General features: G+C 66.2%; 18 protein-coding genes. 16 read left to right on the forward strand and 2 right to left on the reverse strand.

Annotated elements, in window-relative coordinates; translation table 11 throughout:
* Window positions 1–98: 98 nt before the first annotated feature.
* Window positions 99–821: a CehA/McbA family metallohydrolase gene (locus Q7W51_05015; protein ID MDO8847730.1), complete on the forward strand. Its 723-nt coding sequence runs from the start codon at window positions 99–101 to the stop codon at window positions 819–821.
* Here Q7W51_05015 and Q7W51_05020 read toward each other — a convergent pair.
* Window positions 811–2058, reverse strand: coding sequence for a ferrochelatase (locus tag Q7W51_05020; GenBank protein MDO8847731.1), 1248 nt, complete (start codon window positions 2056–2058; stop codon window positions 811–813). The genes Q7W51_05015 and Q7W51_05020 overlap by 11 nt on opposite strands.
* 132 nt (window positions 2059–2190) lie before the next feature.
* Here Q7W51_05020 and trxA point away from each other — a divergent pair, with 132 nt between their 5' ends.
* The 3 genes from trxA to Q7W51_05035 are packed head-to-tail and all read left to right on the forward strand — an operon-like array spanning window position 2191 to window position 3108.
* Complete coding sequence (trxA, locus tag Q7W51_05025) at window positions 2191–2511, forward strand: thioredoxin (GenBank protein MDO8847732.1); 321 nt, start codon at window positions 2191–2193, stop codon at window positions 2509–2511.
* Between the two features lie 9 nt (window positions 2512–2520).
* On the forward strand, window positions 2521–2715 hold the full coding sequence (locus tag Q7W51_05030) for a zinc ribbon domain-containing protein (protein ID MDO8847733.1): 195 nt from the start codon (window positions 2521–2523) through the stop codon (window positions 2713–2715).
* 33 nt (window positions 2716–2748) lie between these two features.
* Window positions 2749–3108, forward strand: a complete 360-nt coding sequence (locus Q7W51_05035) for a DUF302 domain-containing protein (GenBank protein ID MDO8847734.1) — start codon at window positions 2749–2751, stop codon at window positions 3106–3108.
* A gap of 10 nt (window positions 3109–3118) precedes the next feature.
* On the opposite strand, the gene Q7W51_05040 is transcribed toward Q7W51_05035, so the two are convergent.
* On the reverse strand, window positions 3119–3421 hold the full coding sequence (locus Q7W51_05040; protein MDO8847735.1) for a metal-sensitive transcriptional regulator: 303 nt from the start codon (window positions 3419–3421) through the stop codon (window positions 3119–3121).
* Between the two features lie 95 nt (window positions 3422–3516).
* On the opposite strand from Q7W51_05040, the gene Q7W51_05045 reads away from it, so the two are divergent.
* The 12 genes from Q7W51_05045 (at window position 3517) to Q7W51_05100 (ending at window position 16791) form a co-directional block, all read left to right on the forward strand.
* Window positions 3517–4455, forward strand: a complete 939-nt coding sequence (locus Q7W51_05045; GenBank protein MDO8847736.1) for a cation diffusion facilitator family transporter — start codon at window positions 3517–3519, stop codon at window positions 4453–4455.
* Window positions 4455–5459 carry an EamA family transporter gene (locus Q7W51_05050; protein ID MDO8847737.1) on the forward strand — a complete coding sequence of 335 codons (1005 nt, stop codon included), beginning with the start codon at window positions 4455–4457 and terminating at the stop codon, window positions 5457–5459. The genes Q7W51_05045 and Q7W51_05050 overlap by 1 nt, the downstream gene beginning before the upstream one ends.
* 48 nt (window positions 5460–5507) lie before the next feature.
* Complete coding sequence (gene rpoN / locus Q7W51_05055; GenBank protein MDO8847738.1) at window positions 5508–6902, forward strand: RNA polymerase factor sigma-54; 1395 nt, start codon at window positions 5508–5510, stop codon at window positions 6900–6902.
* Window positions 6899–8422, forward strand: coding sequence for an ATP-binding protein (locus Q7W51_05060; protein MDO8847739.1), 1524 nt, complete (start codon window positions 6899–6901; stop codon window positions 8420–8422). Before rpoN ends, Q7W51_05060 begins: the two co-directional genes overlap by 4 nt.
* Window positions 8422–9771: a sigma-54 dependent transcriptional regulator gene (locus Q7W51_05065; protein MDO8847740.1), complete on the forward strand. Its 1350-nt coding sequence runs from the start codon at window positions 8422–8424 to the stop codon at window positions 9769–9771. The genes Q7W51_05060 and Q7W51_05065 overlap by 1 nt, the downstream gene beginning before the upstream one ends.
* 80 nt (window positions 9772–9851) lie before the next feature.
* Window positions 9852–10208, forward strand: a complete 357-nt coding sequence (locus Q7W51_05070; GenBank protein MDO8847741.1) for a zinc ribbon domain-containing protein — start codon at window positions 9852–9854, stop codon at window positions 10206–10208.
* Between the two features lie 25 nt (window positions 10209–10233).
* Window positions 10234–10458 (forward strand): heavy-metal-associated domain-containing protein, encoded by a 225-nt coding sequence (locus Q7W51_05075; protein MDO8847742.1) that lies wholly within the window; start codon window positions 10234–10236, stop codon window positions 10456–10458.
* Between the two features lie 90 nt (window positions 10459–10548).
* Window positions 10549–11274 carry a cytochrome c biogenesis protein CcdA gene (locus Q7W51_05080; GenBank protein MDO8847743.1) on the forward strand — a complete coding sequence of 242 codons (726 nt, stop codon included), beginning with the start codon at window positions 10549–10551 and terminating at the stop codon, window positions 11272–11274.
* Window positions 11275–11356: 82 nt separating this feature from the next.
* Complete coding sequence (locus Q7W51_05085; GenBank protein ID MDO8847744.1) at window positions 11357–14602, forward strand: SpoIIE family protein phosphatase; 3246 nt, start codon at window positions 11357–11359, stop codon at window positions 14600–14602.
* Between the two features lie 55 nt (window positions 14603–14657).
* The gene (locus Q7W51_05090) at window positions 14658–15446 is read left to right on the forward strand and encodes an anti-sigma factor antagonist (GenBank protein ID MDO8847745.1); all 789 of its coding nucleotides are present in this window, start codon (window positions 14658–14660) and stop codon (window positions 15444–15446) included.
* A 74-nt stretch (window positions 15447–15520) separates the two neighbouring features.
* Window positions 15521–16087, forward strand: coding sequence for a nitroreductase family protein (locus Q7W51_05095; protein ID MDO8847746.1), 567 nt, complete (start codon window positions 15521–15523; stop codon window positions 16085–16087).
* Window positions 16084–16791: an HAD-IA family hydrolase gene (locus Q7W51_05100; GenBank protein MDO8847747.1), complete on the forward strand. Its 708-nt coding sequence runs from the start codon at window positions 16084–16086 to the stop codon at window positions 16789–16791. Before Q7W51_05095 ends, Q7W51_05100 begins: the two co-directional genes overlap by 4 nt.
* Window positions 16792–16816: the final 25 nt, after the last annotated feature.

Genomic DNA, 16816 nt, shown 5'->3' on the forward strand with positions numbered 1-16816 from the left:
GCTTGAGCGGGAGAGTGTGCCTGCCGACACATATCAGTAGAACCGGTATGCTTATTGCTTGTTTGGCGCGGCATGTCTTCGAATGAGGTGGGGTGCACGTGAGCACAGAGGTCTGGAGCAAAGCCGACCTGCACATCCATTCCAACCACAGCGACGGAACCGGCAGCATCCCGCAGATCATGGAGTACGTGGCGACCAAGACCGACCTCAAGGTCATCGCCATCACCGATCACAACACCATGGAAGGCGCCTTGTTCGCCAAGGCACTCGAGGACGTGTACGGCATCGAGGTCGTCGTCGGCGAAGAGATATCTTCCAGGGAGGGTCACGTTCTTGGCCTGTTCCTCACCGAGGAGATCGAGCCAGGTCTCTCGGCGCTCGATACCATCGGTCGGATCACCGACCAGGGTGGCGTGGCGGTCATCCCGCATCCCTTCAGCGCCCAGGGTGTATTCGGTCCCTTTGGCCGCACCGCCTTCGTGCAGACGCTGAGCGATTTGGCCTTCCACGCGCTTGAGGTCTACAACTCCGTGCCGTATCTCGGCTGGGCGAACCGCGTGGCGGCCAAGATGTTCAGCGGCGGCCAGGGCATCGCCGCCGTGGGCGGGAGCGACGCGCACATGGTGCACAGCGTCGGTCGCGGTTACACGGTGTTTCGCGGCACGACTGCCGCAGATCTCCGCACGAGCATCGATGAACTCGAGACGCATGCCGAGGCGGACCGCGGCGGTCTTGCGCTCGCGCTTCGCTACGTGCGTGCAGTCCCGCAGATCAGGCGTCTGCGCGCCGCGAACTGGGAGCGCTGCCGGGTCAGGGCGTGACGGGCGCCCCTGGACCGTCTGATCCGAGTGATTCCTGCACGGTGCGGCAGATCGCGTCCACGAACCCCTTGTCGTCACCCCACGGGGTGACCGTGACCACCTGCACGCCCTGAGGCACCCGGGCGAGCGTGATGGCATGGCCCAGGTCGAGCGTCGTCTCGAGGGTGGGGAGCGCGATCGTCGACGCAGCCACCACGATCCGCCTGCAGCCGAGTGCGGCCAGGTGGCGGACCGCTTCGGTGACATCCGGCGTCTGCCACTCAAGCCACGCCACGCGCACGTGTTGGTCCGCTATGCCGGCCTCGCCGAGAAGCATACGTACGCGCTGGTCGAAGTAGTTCTCGACGCGCTGCGCCGCCGAGTAGCGATGCTCCCAGACCGGCGGCAGCCCCGAGTCCATCAGGACGACTCCGATGTCCGAGGGGTCGATGGCCGTTGTGGCGGCGAGGATGCGTTCGGCCAGCCGCTCGGGTAGTCGGCGGTCCTCCCACACGCACGGGGCGAAGGCCACCTCCAGCCCTTCGTTCTCGCGAAGCGCGCGGTCGAGCACTGCGCACGCTGCATCGAGCGGACCGGATTCGGAAGGGCCGAGGACCACGATCGTCGCGCGGGTCACGCCGGCTGCCGCGAGCGTGAAGACCGAGGACGTAATCGAGGCCGGGTCGTGACACCAGGCGAGCACGACGTCCGAGACATCCGGCTCGAGGCATTCGGCCACCGCGACTGCGAGCTGTCGTGCGACCGAGGAGGCGGGCGACCGGCCGCCGACCGCACGGTACCGCGCCTTGTCAGCGAAGAAGACGAAGGGGAGCGCGGTAGACGGGACCTCGATCTCGGCGCTCTCGGCGAGCAGGTTCTGCCGCGTCGCCACCGCCCGGGGGCTGTAGCGGTCCGGCTCCGCGCAGCTGACCAGGACGATGCCATGTCCGTCGGCGCTCGCATGCGGGGCCTGCGGGAGTGACGGTGGTACGGCCGAGCGCGCGAGGTGGGGCAGGGATGTCGCGGCGACAGCGAAGCCCGCACCGATGCCCGCGAGGAGGACGGCGAGCGCCGAGATGATCGCCTCAGGGCTCGCGTAGCGCTGCGTGATGGTGCCGAACGCCGAAACCGAGGTGACGAGCGCCGCGAGGGCGCCGAGAATCGCGAGCGGGGCAGCGGCGCGGGGCAGAACCAGGGCCCCGACGAGCAAGGACCCGAAAAGCACACAGCCGGCCAGAAGCACGAGCCAGATCGTCACGTTCGGCGCTCCTCTCGGGCATGACGATAGAGGAACTCGGGCGCGCGTGCCACCGGCGTACAGTTGACACTGATACCCCATGGGGTATACTTACACGCATGAGATGTAATCCCCGTCGAGGAGGAGATCCCCTTGAGCGACACAGTACGCGAGATAACTGAAGCCCAGTTCCAGATCGAGGTCCTGGACTCGGCCACCCCGGTCATCGTCGACTTCTGGGCACCGTGGTGCGGCCCATGTCGCATGGTGGGGCCCGAGCTGGAGAAGCTTGCCGGCAAGGTCAACGGCGTCTCGTTCGTGAAGGTGAACGTGGACGAGGCACGCGACGTGGCCATGAAGTACGGCATCATGAGCATCCCCACCATCGCCAAGTTCGAAGGTGGTAATCTGGTTACTCAGGTGGTGGGTGCTCGTGGCGCGGACGCTCTTGGCCGCGAGTTCGGTCTGGTGTGATCCAGCGCCATGCCGACCTACGAGCTGCACTGCCAGGAGTGTGGACATGAGTTCGACCGCTTCCTGATGCGGCTGCTGCGCGAGGCCGACCGGGTATGTCCCGAGTGTGGGTCCACCAAGGTCGAGACCGGCGTAGGTGGCGGTTTCATGACACGGCCGATCGGGTCCACATCGTCCTGCGTGCCGAGAGGCGGGTTCGGTTGAGGGTAGCCTTGCCGCCCGTGAGGTGCGCCCGACATGGCGGTGGCGATGGAGTTCACATACCGGCGTGAGGGGCACAGGCCCTTCATCGAGATGCTCGAAGCCGTGGAGCGGATCGTCCGCTCTCACGGCTTCGACGTCGTCCGGTGCCACGATCTCCAGGCCACGCTCGCGGCGAAGGGCTTCGAGATCGCGCCGCTTGTGGTGTTCGACGTGGGTTCCGCGATGACATCTGCCGACCTGTGCAAGATGCACGTCTACACCGAAGGCGATGTCGTCTGGGTGACCGCCATCCGTCCGGTCGCTTTGTGGCAGGAGACGGGTCCCGGCTGGGAGGCGACCAACGCGAAGGCTGAGGCGTCGGTCGTTTCGATCGTAGACGCGGTCTGCTCGTAGCGCGGGAACGCTACTGCACGCAGCTGGAGTACTTCAGGAAGACCTTGATCGCTTCATCCACGAGCTCGTCGCGATCCGTGATGCTGTCGTCCACGAGACAGGTCTTCATCGAGTGACCGATGATGTGCAGACCGACCTGGTTGAGGGCTGACTTGGCGGCCATGATCTGCGTGAGCACGGCCTCGCAGTCCTTGCCGCTCTCGACCATCGTCTGGAGGCCGCGGATCTGACCCTCGAGTCGCCGGAGGCGATTCAGGATGCGGCGTCGCTCCTCGTCGTTGGCGGTGAGCGGTGCGGCGACGGAGTCGTCCATGGCGGTCTCCTTGCATGGCGGGTTCGCTGACGTACAATCGAATGGTTTGTGCACGTCAATATACCCCTCGGGGGTATGTGCGGCAAGGGGGCGTCATGGGATACACGGAACCGCGCACTGGGATGGGCGATCGCTTGCGATCGGTTCGACGCGTCCTGTGGTGGGTCCTGGTCCTGAACATCGGCGTAGCGGGCGCCAAGCTCGGGTACGGGCTGCTGATCGATTCGGTCTCAATCACCGCGGACGGCTTCCACTCGATGTTCGACGGTACGTCCAACGTCATCGGACTCATCGGGCTTGGCATGGCGTCACGGCCGGCCGATCGGGGCCATCCGTACGGGCATGCGAAGTACGAGACGTTCGCCTCGGCGGCGATCGGCGCGCTGCTCCTGTTCGCGGCGTGGCAGGTCGGATCGTCGGCGATCGCACGGCTGCAATCTCCCGGGCAGGGACCGGCCGTCGACGCGGTGAGCTTCGCGGTCATGCTGATCACCCTGGCGGTGAACATCGTGGTGACCACCATGGAGCGGCGTGCGGGCAACCGCCTGGGCAGCGAGATCCTCAAGGCGGACGCGAGCCACACCGGCAGCGATGTGCTGGTGACCCTCGGCGTCATAGCCGGGCTGGTGGCTGTGCGTCTTGGCTATCCGATCGCCGACCCGATCCTGGGTCTCGTGGTGGCCGGCTTCATCATCGTGACCGGGCTGCGCGTGCTCGCCACCGCAGGGTCGTCGCTTGCGGATACCGCTCGCCTCGAACCCGCCCGGGTGAGCGATGTCGTGCTCGGCATCGATGACGTGTTGGGATGCCATGACGTGCGCACGCGCGGGACCGAAAGCAACGTGTACGTCGACCTGCACATCCAGGTCGACTCCGGGGCGACGGTGGCCGAGGGTCATGCGATCGCTGAACGGGTGGAGAAGGCGGTGGCCGACGCGTTCGAGGACGTTCGGGACGTCATCGCGCATCTCGAGCCACTCGACACCTACCAGCAGCACAAGACCGAGGAGCAGGAACGGGACGGACGGCTCTGATGGCGCGTCCTGTCACGCTCAGCCGCCGCGCAGAGGGCTATGCCCTCGTCGTGATGGCAGCCACCTGCTGGGCGGGTGGAGGGCTGATCGCCAAGTGGCTGTTCACCGCACCGGGAGCCGCGACCATGTCCTGGCCGTTCCCGCCTCTCGGCATCGACGTGGACCCGCTCGTCCTGTCGGCGGCGCGTGCCGTCGTCTCGACCGTCATCGCCCTGGGCTACCTCATCGTGAGGCGGCGGGACCAGCTCGTGATCCGTGGTCGCGACGTGCCTTTCCTTGCCGTCTTCGGCGTCTTCGGGTTGGCGCTCGTCCACTTCGCGTACTTCAAGACGATCTCGCTCACCGGGGTCGCCACCGCCATACTGCTCGAGTACCTTGCACCGGTCGTGGTACTGGTCTTCTCGGTCCTGTTGCTGGGCGAGCGTCTAACATGGGTGCTGCCGTCGGCCGTACTGCTCAGCGTGAGCGGTTGTGCGCTGATGGTCGGTGTCCTCGGCGGTGAGGGGCTGAACGTCTCGCGCGAGGGCCTCTTCTGGGGGCTTGCCTCGGCGGTGCTCTTCGCCGGGTACTCGCTCATGGGCAGATACGCCGCAAGCCGGTTCTCGCCGTGGACGCTGCTCACCTACGGCCTCGCGGCCGCCTCGCTCTTCTGGCTGATCGTCCTGGGAGGTCCGGGTCGCATCGTGGAACTGCTCTCCGACTGGCGCGCCGTTCTTGCGGTCGTGGTGCTCGCGGTGGTGAGCACGATCGTGCCGTTCGGCGCGTTCCTCAAGGCGCTTCACCTGATCGAGGCTACGCAGGCGTCCGTCACGTCCACGATCGAGCCGGTCATTGCCGGAGTCGCTGCCTGGTTCGTCTTCGGGGAGCATCTCGGAGCGCTGCAACTCCTTGGCGGTGCGCTGGTCATCACTGCGGTCGCGTTGTCGCAGTTCAGGACCCGCGTGCCCGCCGAGATGCCCGTGGTGGCGGAGGAGCCGTTAGGGGAGTCCCCGCCAGGAGCATAATCGGTGTGGTACGTTGTTTGCTAAGCGCCCCACCCACTGAGGTGCACCATGGAACTGAGCCAACGCCCCGAACTGCGTCAGAAGGTGACCCTCTCGCCCCAGGTGTACCAGGGGCTGAGCATCCTTGCCATGCCGGTCGCCGAGTTGCAGACACTCATCGAGACCGAGTTGCTTGAGAACCCCGTCCTCGAGGTCGAAGAGGACGAGTACGAGCCTGCGGAGCCCGACGATGACCGGGTTGCCGACGCGGAGGACGAGCGCTCGTGGGATGAGTGGCTCGACCAGTATGAGGAGCTCGAGCGCATGGACGGCTCGGGCCCGCGCGACCCGAACGTCGAGGAGATCAACTCCGACGAGTTCGTCGGCGGCGTTGTGAGCTTCAGCGAGTACCTGCTCGAGCAGCTCGCCATGCTCGACATCTCCGATGAGGTCGAACTCGCGGCCAGGGCGATCGTGGGTTCGCTCGACGAGGACGGATTCTTCGTGAGCAACTGCGCTGAGATCGCGCGTATCACCGGCCTGACCGGTGTCATCGCCGAGAAGGCCCTCACGGTCGTACAGCAGCTCGATCCTCCGGGCGTCGGCGCCCGGTCCGTCCGGGAAGCGCTGCTGCTCCAAGCCGAGACGATCGGCGTCACCTCGGTCATCCTGACCTCCATCATCGAGGATCACCTCGATGACGTCGCGGTCAACCACTTCCGGAAGATCGGCCGCAGTCTCGGCGTGAGCGAGGAGCTGGTGCGCAACACGGTCGAGGTTCTGCGGCTGCTCAACCCCCGTCCGGCCGGGGCCTTCTCCCCGGGGCCCGCGCCGTCGTATGTGGTGCCCGACGTGACGCTGCGCCGGTTCGGTGATGAGTGGCTGGTCATGTCCAACAACGAGGTCGTGCCCACGCTTCGCGTGAGTCCGCGCTACCGCTCGATGCTCCGGTCGGGTGCGGCCACTGACGACGAGACCCGCCGGTACCTCAAGGACAAGATCCGCCAGGCCGAGATGTTCATGCGCAACGTGGACCGACGGAAGGACACGGTGAGTCGCATCGCGCAGATCGTTCTCGAGGTCCAGTCGGACTTCTTCGAGGACGGGAAGGGCGATCTGCGCCCGCTGCGGCTTGAGGATGTGGCGACCGAGATCGGCGTGCACCTCTCGACCGTAAGCCGGGGTGTCACCGGCAAGTACATGGCTACGCCGTACGGTCTCTTCGAGTTGAAGCACTTCTTCTCGGGCGGCTACCGCAGCTCAACGGGCATGGACGTGGCCGCCACCACGGTGAAGCAGCGCATCCGTGACCTGCTGGCATCCGAGGATGCCGTAAAGCCGCTCTCGGACCAGAAGCTTGCCGATGCGCTGAAGACCGATGGCCTCGATGTGGCGCGCCGCACGGTTGCGAAGTACCGGGAGGAACTCGGCATCGAGCCCTCCTGGGCGCGCAAGCGACGATGAGTGAAAACGCGGTAGACGCGGGACGCCGCTCCGGATCCCGGCGTTTCCCCGGGACGACGCCTCAGCGCGACGTGCTGGTCATCGTGCTGCTGCTGGCTACGGTTGCCGTTCTGCACCTGCTGAGCGACACCGTGCCACAGGCCGACGCTATGCACCTCTTGTTCCGCAAGCTCTACTACGTCCCCATCATGTACGCGGGCTTCGTCTTCGGCTGGCGCGGAGGGCTTGCGGTAGCGGTCGCCTCGACGCTGCTGCTGCTCCCGCACGCGCACGCGCTGACCGGCGCGCTCGTCGGCCAGAACACCGACACGCTCTACGAGATCGCCATGTACATCGCGATCGGGCTGCTGTTCGGCTGGATGCGCGATCTCGAGGAGCGCAAGACCGCCGACCTCAGGCGGGTCAGCCTGCGGCTCGAGGAGGCGTACCACACACTCGAAGAGCGCGCGATCCAGCTCGTGAACATCCAGGACTACATGCAGGCGATCCTGCGGTCGATCACCTCGGGCGTCATCACCTTGGGTCCGGATGGCTCGGTCGCTACCGTGAATGTGGCTGCGGAGCGGATGCTCGGCATGCCCGAGGAGGAGATGGTTCCACGCAGGCTGGGCCGGCTGTTCCGCGATGACGGCGGGCTCGATGATAGCCTCATGCGCTTCCTCAACGGGCAGACGCCGAAGATGGTAACGGACGTCGAGGCGGTCACCGTGGACGGCCGCACGCTCCACGCGAAGGTGGCGATGGCGCGAATGCGGGACGTGGGTGGGCGCGTCTTCGGCGCAGTCGTGACGCTCGAGGACGTCTCAGAGGTCCGGGCGCTGACCGACCAGCTCATCCGGGCCGACCGGCTGGCCGCTATGGGCGAACTCACAGCTGGCGTTGCGCATGAGGTGCGCAACCCTCTCGGCATCATCAGGGCATCGGTTCAGCTCGTGGAGGACTCGCACGGCGATCCGGTGCGGGTACGGGATGCCACGAGGGTCATCAAGCAGGAGATCGACCGGCTGGACAAGGTCATCAAGGCACTCCTCGATTTCGGACGTCCGTCCGCCCCGACGCTCAGGATCACGAACGTGGAAGATGTGGTGAGCGACGTAGTGCTGTTCACCCGTCAGTTCGCCGGACAGGCCAAGGTCGACATCGAGACCGAGTTCTCGGCAGCGGACCCGCTCGTGCTCGCCGACGCCGACCAACTGAAGCAGGTGTTCGTGAACCTCGTCTCCAACGCGGTGCAGGCCATGGAGGACGTGGGCGGCGCGATCAAGGTCCGGGTCTGGGACGACGATGCGTTCGTCCTCGCCTCGGTGGCGGACACCGGACCCGGCATGGCGCCCGACGTGCTGGAGAGGGTGTTCGACCCGTTCTATTCGACGCGGAGCGGGGGAACCGGTCTTGGACTGACGATCGTTCACCGCATCATCGATCAGCACGGTGGGCGGGTGGAGGTTGACAGCGCTCCGGGCCGGGGCACGAGATTCACAGTCGCGCTGCCCGCGCGCACGAGAGGAGAGGGTTCGTGATGAAGAGCCGGGTGCTGCTTGCCGACGACGAGAAGAACATGCGGTGGGTGCTGAGCCAGGCGCTGGAAGCCGAAGGCTACGAGGTCGCTGAGGCCGCCGACGGCAAGGAAGCGCTGTCGTCGATCGCCGATCAGGCGCCCGATCTCCTGATCCTCGACCACAAGATGCCTGCGCCCGATGGGATGGAGGTCCTACGGCGCATCCGCGCGAAGGGGCACCGGTTCCCCGTCATCATGCTGACCGCTCACGGCAATGTGCAGACCGCGGTAGAAGCGATGAAGGCTGGCGCCAACGAGTACCTCACCAAGCCGTTCGATCTCGATGAACTCCGCTTGAGCATAGAGAAGGTCCTGCAGATGAGCGCGCTAGCCGCCGAGGTTGACCGACTGCGCGAGGAGCTCGATCGGGACTGGGACGTGGACGGCATCGTTGCCGCCGACCCCGGGATGCTCGACATGCTGGAGACGGTAAGGAAGGTCGCCGCTTCGGAGGCGACTGTGATGCTCTACGGTGAGTCCGGGACGGGCAAGGAACTCGTCGCGCGCGCAATCCATCGGCTCTCGTCGCGTGCGGGTAAGCCCTTCATCTCGATCAGCGCGGGCGCGTTGCCGGAGACGCTGCTCGAGAGCGAGCTGTTCGGCTACGAAAAGGGCGCGTTCACCGGTGCTGTGAACGCCAAGCCCGGCCGTTTCGAGATGGCGAACGGCGGCACGCTCTTCCTCGACGAGATCGGGGACATATCGCCCGCGGTGCAGGTGAAGCTGCTGCGCGTGCTGCAGGAGCGCACGTTCGAGCGCCTCGGCGGGACCCGAAGCATCGAAGTCGACGTGAGGGTCATCTCCGCCACGAACCGGGACCTTCAGCAGCTCATCGCGGACGGAACGTTCCGCGAAGACCTGTACTACCGGCTGAACGTCGTGCCGCTGACAATCCCACCGCTTCGAAAGCGGTCCACCGAAATACCGCTGCTGGTCGCCCACTTCCTCGAGAAGTTCGGCGCAGGAAAGCGCACGATCGCCTCGGCGGCCATGGAGGCGCTCGTAACGTATCAGTGGCCGGGCAACGTCCGCGAGCTCGAGAACACGATCGAGCGCGTGGTCATCCTCTCGCACGGCGAGATCATCGAGGCGGACGATCTGCCGGCCGAGGTGCGCGCCGGCGTCGCAGTGTGCGATGCGGGCTCGCGGTGTTTCGTGCTGCCTGACTCCGGGCTCGACCTCGAGGAGGTCGAACTGGACCTGGTCAGGCAGGCGCTCGACCGCGCGGGCGGGAGCGTACCGCAGGCGGCGAAGCTGCTCGGCCTGACGACGAAGACGCTCGAGGCGCGCATGGAGCGATACGGCCTCTAGGCGCACGCGCCGGGCGAATGGTTGGCACATGGCTTGCAATCTTCCGACCAGCACCAGCCATCACCTATGGAGACCGCCGAATGAGCAGACCGGGCAGATTGATCGCAAGCGTGGTGGGCGTGATCGCCCTCACCGCCGGCATCATCGGTGTTGGGTTCATTCTTCACGCGGACTCCCATGTGGCGGGGTCGGTCATCGCCCGCCCGCTCGACTGGATGCCTCCCCTCGTAACGGTTCTCGTAGTCGCCGGTGTCGGCTGGATCCTGGTGGCTCAGCGCCGTCCCGACGACGACCAGAGTGGGGCAAGCGTCAGCACCCGTTGTCCCGCATGTGAGCGTGAAGTGCTCGGCAAGTGGCGCATGTGCCCCTACTGCGGTGCGATGCTTGAGCGGACCGCACCGGGAGTTGCAGCAGGCGCCGGTCAGTCCGACCGGTAGGCGTGGCTCGGCGAAAGGGCATCCCATGGCAGTCGTCACCAGGCAGTTCATCACGACGGGTATGCACTGCCCGTCATGCTCGATGCTCATCCAGATGGACCTCTCGGATCTCGACGGCGTGCAAACCGTCACCGTCGATCATCGGAGCGCGCTGTCCGAGGTGACGTTCGACGACACCATCGTCGGCCCTGAGGAGATCGTGGCAGCCATCGTCCGCGCGGGTTACGGGGCGGAGCTGCTCGAGGCGTAGCATCTCGGTCGGCCGAGTCTGCACGCATTCGGCGCGGGGTACAAGGTAGCTGACCGCACTGCGCTCCGATGTCTCCCCGGGAGGTCATACGTGCAGGACGCCATACCGCTGCTGACCGCGTTCGGGGCCGGACTGCTCACCTTCCTGTCACCGTGCGTGCTGCCGCTGATTCCCGGGTACGTCGCGTTCATGACCGGGATGACCTCGAGCGAGCTGGCCGCCGAAGACCGCAAGCTCTCGGCCACCCTTGTTCCGGCGCTCCTGTTCGTCGCGGGTTTCTCCATCGTGTTTGTGGCACTGGGTGCCTCGGCTTCTGCCCTGGGATCGTTTCTCGCGCAGTACCAGAGCACTCTCGAGAAAGTCGCCGGCGCGCTCATCATGTTGCTCGGCTTCTTCATGCTCGGGATCGTGAAGATCCCGTGGCTCTACGGTGAAGCGCGGTTCGAAATGCAGAAGGCGCGGCGCTTCGGTGGCCTCGCCGCCCTCGTGATGGGCATGGCCTTCGCCTTCGGCTGGTCGCCGTGCGTCGGGCCGATCCTCGGCTCGATCCTGATGATGGCCGCCAACGAAGCCGAGGTCGGCCGCGGCGCGCTCATGCTCGCCGTCTACTCCCTCGGTTTGGGAATCCCGTTCGTGCTGGTCGCGGTGATGCTCGGCCGCATCAAGCCCCTGCTGAACTGGTTGAACCGCCACACGCTGGTCATCAACCGGGTTGCAGGCGTCGTCCTGATGGTGCTCGGTCTGCTCATCCTCACAGGCTGGATCGGCCCCGTGGTCGGCTTCCTGTCGGCCTTCATCCCGAAGATCGGCGGCTAGAGCGGACTATGCCGCCTTGGGGCTCCTGCTCTACGATGTCGGGCGAGAGCACGTAGGACACGTTCCCGGAGACAGGTGCCGCATGCGGCGACGCTGGCCCGTACGGATGACACTCACCAACAGGCTCCTGCTTCTGGCTGCCGTCATCGTGGTTGCCACGACAGTGCTGTTGCTCGTGACCTCTGCCGCCGGTGTGTACGACATGGCCGTGCGTCAGCAGTCTGCCCGGCAGTCGGCGTACTGCGAGATCCTGGTGGCCGATATCGGCGGGCGTCTCGGCACCGTGCAGGGGATGGTTGCGGCCACCGCCGGAGAGCCGCCGCTTGCCGCAGATGATCCGGCCGAGTTCCGCCGCGTGCTCTCGAGCTACACGCTGAGTTCGGCGCAGCATCTTGAGGGCATGGTACTCATCGATGCGGACGGGACGGTTCTCCAGGCATGGCCGGACGACGTCCTTGGCGGGCGCTCGCTCGCCGAACTCGGCGCCGACGAGGCTTCTGCGACCGTAACGCCGTTCCTGTGGGTGGAGCCGTCCGAGGGGCAGGAGGGCGGGGCTCTCTGGGCGCTCGTGGAGGTGGAGCGTGGGGCCGAGGAGTCGCGGCTGCTGATGGGCCGGATCCGGACTGACTTCGTCGGCGTGGCGCTCACGGAGATATCCGAGCTTGAGGGCGCTCCGGCTGCGCTCGTCCTGGATGCCGAGAATCGTGTGCTCTATCAGGGCGAGGGCACCCCCGATCTCCGGAGCATCCCGCTCGAGTCCTCCAGTGATGCGGATCGGCCCGGGACGGGGGAGCTGCGGGTCGAGGGCCAGACCCCGCTCGTCGGGCCGTACGTCGGGACCTCGGTGCCGGAGGGCCTCGACTGGAAGATCGCGGTCATCGGCTCGCCGCGGGTCGCCTGGCAGGCGACGTGGGCAGCGCTGATGCCAGGTGTCCTCGGTTGGGTGGCTGCACTGGCGATCGCCCTGATCGCGGCGCTCGTGGTGGTGAGCCGTATGACACAGCCGCTCAAGGAACTTGAGAAGCGGGCGAAGGACCTTGCCTCGGGCGTCGCCGTCGAGACGGAGACGGTTGTCGAGCACGACGAGGTGGGCCGGCTGATCGAGGCGTTCAACTCGGTCGTACGACGGTTGAACCGGACGAACGAGATCGCCGAGTTGCTGGCGCGCGCCTCGGACCGCTCTCTCGTGCTCGCAGGAGTGACGTCGGCGATCGCACACATGCTCGGAGCGGTCGACGCCGAGGTACTGCTCATCGGAGACGGTGACCGCCTTGAGCTCGTGGCGGCGGAGGGAGTCCTCGACGGACGCAGCGGCATTGCGGTGCGTCTGGCCGAGGTCCCCTGGATCCAGTCCGCAATCGCGAGCGGTCAGCCGGTCGAGGCGTCTCGCGATGAAGGCGATCCTTATCTGGGTCTTCATGGCCCCTCGGCCACTGCGGCGCTCGCCGCCCCGCTACGGGCGGGGTCGGACATCATCGGTGTGGCGGTGGTGGTGCGTCATGGGAGCATGCGGTTCACAGAGTCTGAGACCGAGACGGTGCGTACGTTCGCGGCCCAGGCTTCGGTCGCGCTGCAGAACTCGCGACTGTTCGAGGACGAACGTCGCTCGCGACGTGAGGCCGAGGTGCTGAGGGCGATCGCCGAGCGGATAGCATCCCCGGGTGATGTGGAGCAGGTGCTCGACGACGTAGCGCGGATGCAGGCCGGGTTGATCGGCCTGACCGGTCGTCATGTGCTGCTGACCGATCCTTCGCTCTACGGCATCCCGGAGTCGGAGCAGCCGACGACGGATCGCGAATGGCTCTCGGTGTGGTCCGTCGTTACCGCCGAGGATGAACCGCCTGCCGCGCCGGTGTGCGTGGACGTCATCTCGGCGAACCCCGACGTGCTCAAGGTGATGAGACACCAGAACGTCGCCATGGCCCTGCTCACGCCGCTCTACCGGGGTACCGAGTTGGCCGGGCTGATCGTACTCACGTCGAAGGCGACGATCCAGACTCTCTCGGATCAACGCATGGCGCTTGCAGGGACGGTCGGCAAGCAGGCGTCACTGGCGCTTGAGAATGCGTACCTGTTCCAGCAGGCGAAGAGCCGCGCCGACAATCTCGAGACGATCTTCCGCATCAGCCATGCGGTGGGCTCGTCACTGCAGAGCCGGATCGTGCTGAACCGGGTGCTCGACGTGGTGCAGAAGATCCTGTCGGCGGACGCGGTCATGCTGATGACCTATGACGCGCAGCGCAAACACATCACCGTCCCGATGGCGCGGGGCATCCTGCATCGAGACATGCTCGAAGCGACGTTCCGGCCCGGCGAGGACGTCCCCGGGCGTGTGTTCGAGACTCGCGAGCCGGAGCGGTACGACCGCATCTCGACGTCCGACACGCGCTTGCTGAACGCCGCCGCAGAGCAGGGGCTTGAGTCGCTGCTCGCCGTGCCGCTCCTCGCGCGCGGCCGAAGTATCGGTGTGCTGGTGGTCTTCGCGCGAGAACCGGCTGCGTTCACGACCGATGAGCTCGATCTCCTCCGCACGTTCGGCTCGCAGGCCGCGCTCGCCATCGACACGGCGGACATGTTCAGCCGGGAGCACAACGTGGCGACCGTCCTGCAGGAGAGCATCCTGCCCACGCGACTCCCGCATATACCCGGCATCGAAGCCAGTAGCGTCTACCTGCCAGCCGGCACGGACGCCGACATCGGCGGTGACTACTACGACCTGTTCACTGCGCCGGACGGACGGGTCGTCGTGTCCATCGGCGATGTGTGCGGCAAGGGCGTGGCAGCCGCCACCAAGACGTCCATGATCCGCTACGCGCTGCGGGGCATGGTGGTCGCAGGGCTGGAGCCTGCCCGGGTGCTATCCGAACTCAATGCGATGCTGCTCGAGGCGGGTGATGCTACGAGCATCGTGACGCTGTGGCTCGGCTACATCGACACCTCGGCAGGGACGCTCCTGTACGCCGATGGAGGGCATCCTCCGGGGCTGTTGCTGCAGCCGTCGGACGCGCGTATCGAGCGGCTCGCCACCACAGGGGCACTCCTCGGCGCAGTGTCCGGCATCCATTGGACGCAGAAGACGGTTGCGCTCGATGCAGGTGCGACGCTGCTGCTCTATACCGACGGTGTGACCGAGGCCCGCAGCGGCGGGCGGTTCTTCGGCGAGGGCCGCGTCCGGCGCGCGTTGCGCGCCGGCGGCAGGCCCGCGAGTGTGGCGCAACGGCTGCTGGGGCAGGTGCAGCGCTTCTCGGCCGGTGAGCTTAGGGACGATGCCGCGATCCTTGCTGTGGCGTACGCGCCGGGAGGCGACGACGACGATGTTTCGTCCTGACGCCGCGGTGGAAAGTGAACGGGATGGTAGCGTTCTTGTCCCGCGGAGGAGCCCAATGAAGGTGATCACCGAGCCTGAGAGCGATGCTCGCGTATGCGTGATCAGGGTGCTCGGCGACATCGACGCAGCCACCGCTCCCGAACTCGAGTCCGAGTTGGAGTCGGCCGTACACCGCGGCTGCTTGAACCTGGTTATCGATCTCGCCAAGGTCACGTATGCGGACAGCTCTGCGCTGAGCCTGATCGTGCTCATGAACCGCGTGCTGGAGCCGAAAGGCGGCCGGTTGGTGCTGGCCGGAGCCTCGCGCAACGTGAGCCGCATCCTCGAGCTCTCGGGACTCGTGGGAGCGGCACCGACGGTCTCGACCGCCATCGACGCTGACGACGCGCTCGCGGGTCTCATGCTCGCCGAACCTGCCGAGGCTCCGCTGTGGGTGCGGTCCATCGAGCTACCCGCCCGTTCGTCGTCGCTCGCGCTCATGCGGTCCGAGGTGTGCGAGATACTCGCGCCTCTTGATATCCCGGAAGCCGGTCGTTTCGATATCCGGGTCGCCGTTGGCGAGGCGCTCTCGAATGCGATACGGCACGGATCGCCGCGAGGAGAAAACGACACCGTCGGCATCACGGTGACCGTGTACTCGGACCGCGTGGTCCTGACCGTGCTCGACCGCGGCGAAGGCTTCGACGGACAGGCCAACGCAGATGGCGATCCGTATGCGTCGTCCGGGCGAGGCGTGATGTTCATGCAGGCTCTAATGGATCATGTGACGTTCGAGCGGCTGCCTGCCGGGGGGACGGCAGTCACCCTGGTGAAGCACCTCGGAGCGGGGACTCGCGGCAGATAGCGCCCTCCCGGGGGTGATTACTCCACCGGGGAGCGGTATCCTACTAGAGGGATACGTCCGAGGGAAGGTTCGTCATGGAGCTGAAGGACGCCATTCGTAACCGCCGTTCCATCCGCGTGTTCGACGGCAAACCCGTGGACCGCGCGATCATCGATCGTCTCATCGACGCGGCCACCTATGCGCCATCTCGCTTCAACGTCCAGCCGTGGCAGTTCCACGTCGCACTGGGCGATGCGCGGACGCGCGTGGCAGAGGTAATGGCACTGACCACCGCCTATCTCGATGAGTACATCGACGTGCTCGGCCCCGACGGCCTTGAGCACGCTGCTCGTTTCTATGCCGATCTCGGCGGCGCACCAGTCATCATCGGTATCTCGGCCAAACACGTTGAGGACCCCACCGACTGGCTCGACGACACCATCGCCGTCGGCGCGGCACTGCAGAACTTCCTCCTGACGGTCGTGGACGAGGGACTTTCGGCGTGCAGCCTGACTGCCCCCGTCTGGATCCGCGACAAGCTGCTCGAGGTCTTCGAGATCGCCGAGGGCTGGGACATCATGGCGCTCATCGTGCTGGGCTACGCGGACGAGACGCCCTGGGAGAAGAGCCGGCACACGGACGTCGCCACCTATCTGAAGTGACGGACGCTCCACTTCGCGCGGTCTTCTTCGATGTCGGCAACACGCTGCTTTACGCTGAACCGAGCGTCTCCGAGGTGTGTCGCCAGGTGCTCGCCGAGGCGGGCCACGTGCGGGACCTCCACGTCATCGATGCGTACATGCCGCTCGTGGACGCGTACTACGAGGAGCGCTACGAGGAGGACGACGCGTTCTGGACGGACGAGGAGCGCACCTCATCGGTGTGGGTGGGCATGTACTCGCTCCTGTGCCGGGAGCTTGGGATCGAAGCCGAGGCAGTCGACATCGCCCGACGCGTCTATGACGAGTTCGGGCGGGCCGATCGTTGGGCGCCGTACGCCGACGTCCGGCCCGCGTTCGAGCGCCTCAAGTCACGGGGACTCGCCTTGGGCATCATCTCCAATTGGGACTCGCGGCTCGTGGGTCTGCTCACGGGTCTCGGCTTTGGTGACGTCTTAGACGACATCGTGTCCTCAGCCGACGTGGGTCTTCACAAGCCTGACCCGCGGATCTTCGAACTGGCATGCAGCCGGCTTGGCGTGTCTCCGCACGAAGCGGCGCACATCGGGGACCATCACTATGCCGATGTGCTCGGTGCCTCGTCAGTCGGTATGCGGGCGCTTCTGATCGATCGTCATGGCGCGGCTGATTCCGACTTCTCGCCGGTCCACACGCTGGAGGACATCGAGACTGCGCTCGGCATCTAGGCGGCGAGCAGCGTCGTGGAGGTGC

The organism is Coriobacteriia bacterium, assembly GCA_030652115.1.
GTDB lineage: Bacteria > Actinomycetota > Coriobacteriia > Anaerosomatales > Anaerosomataceae > UBA6100.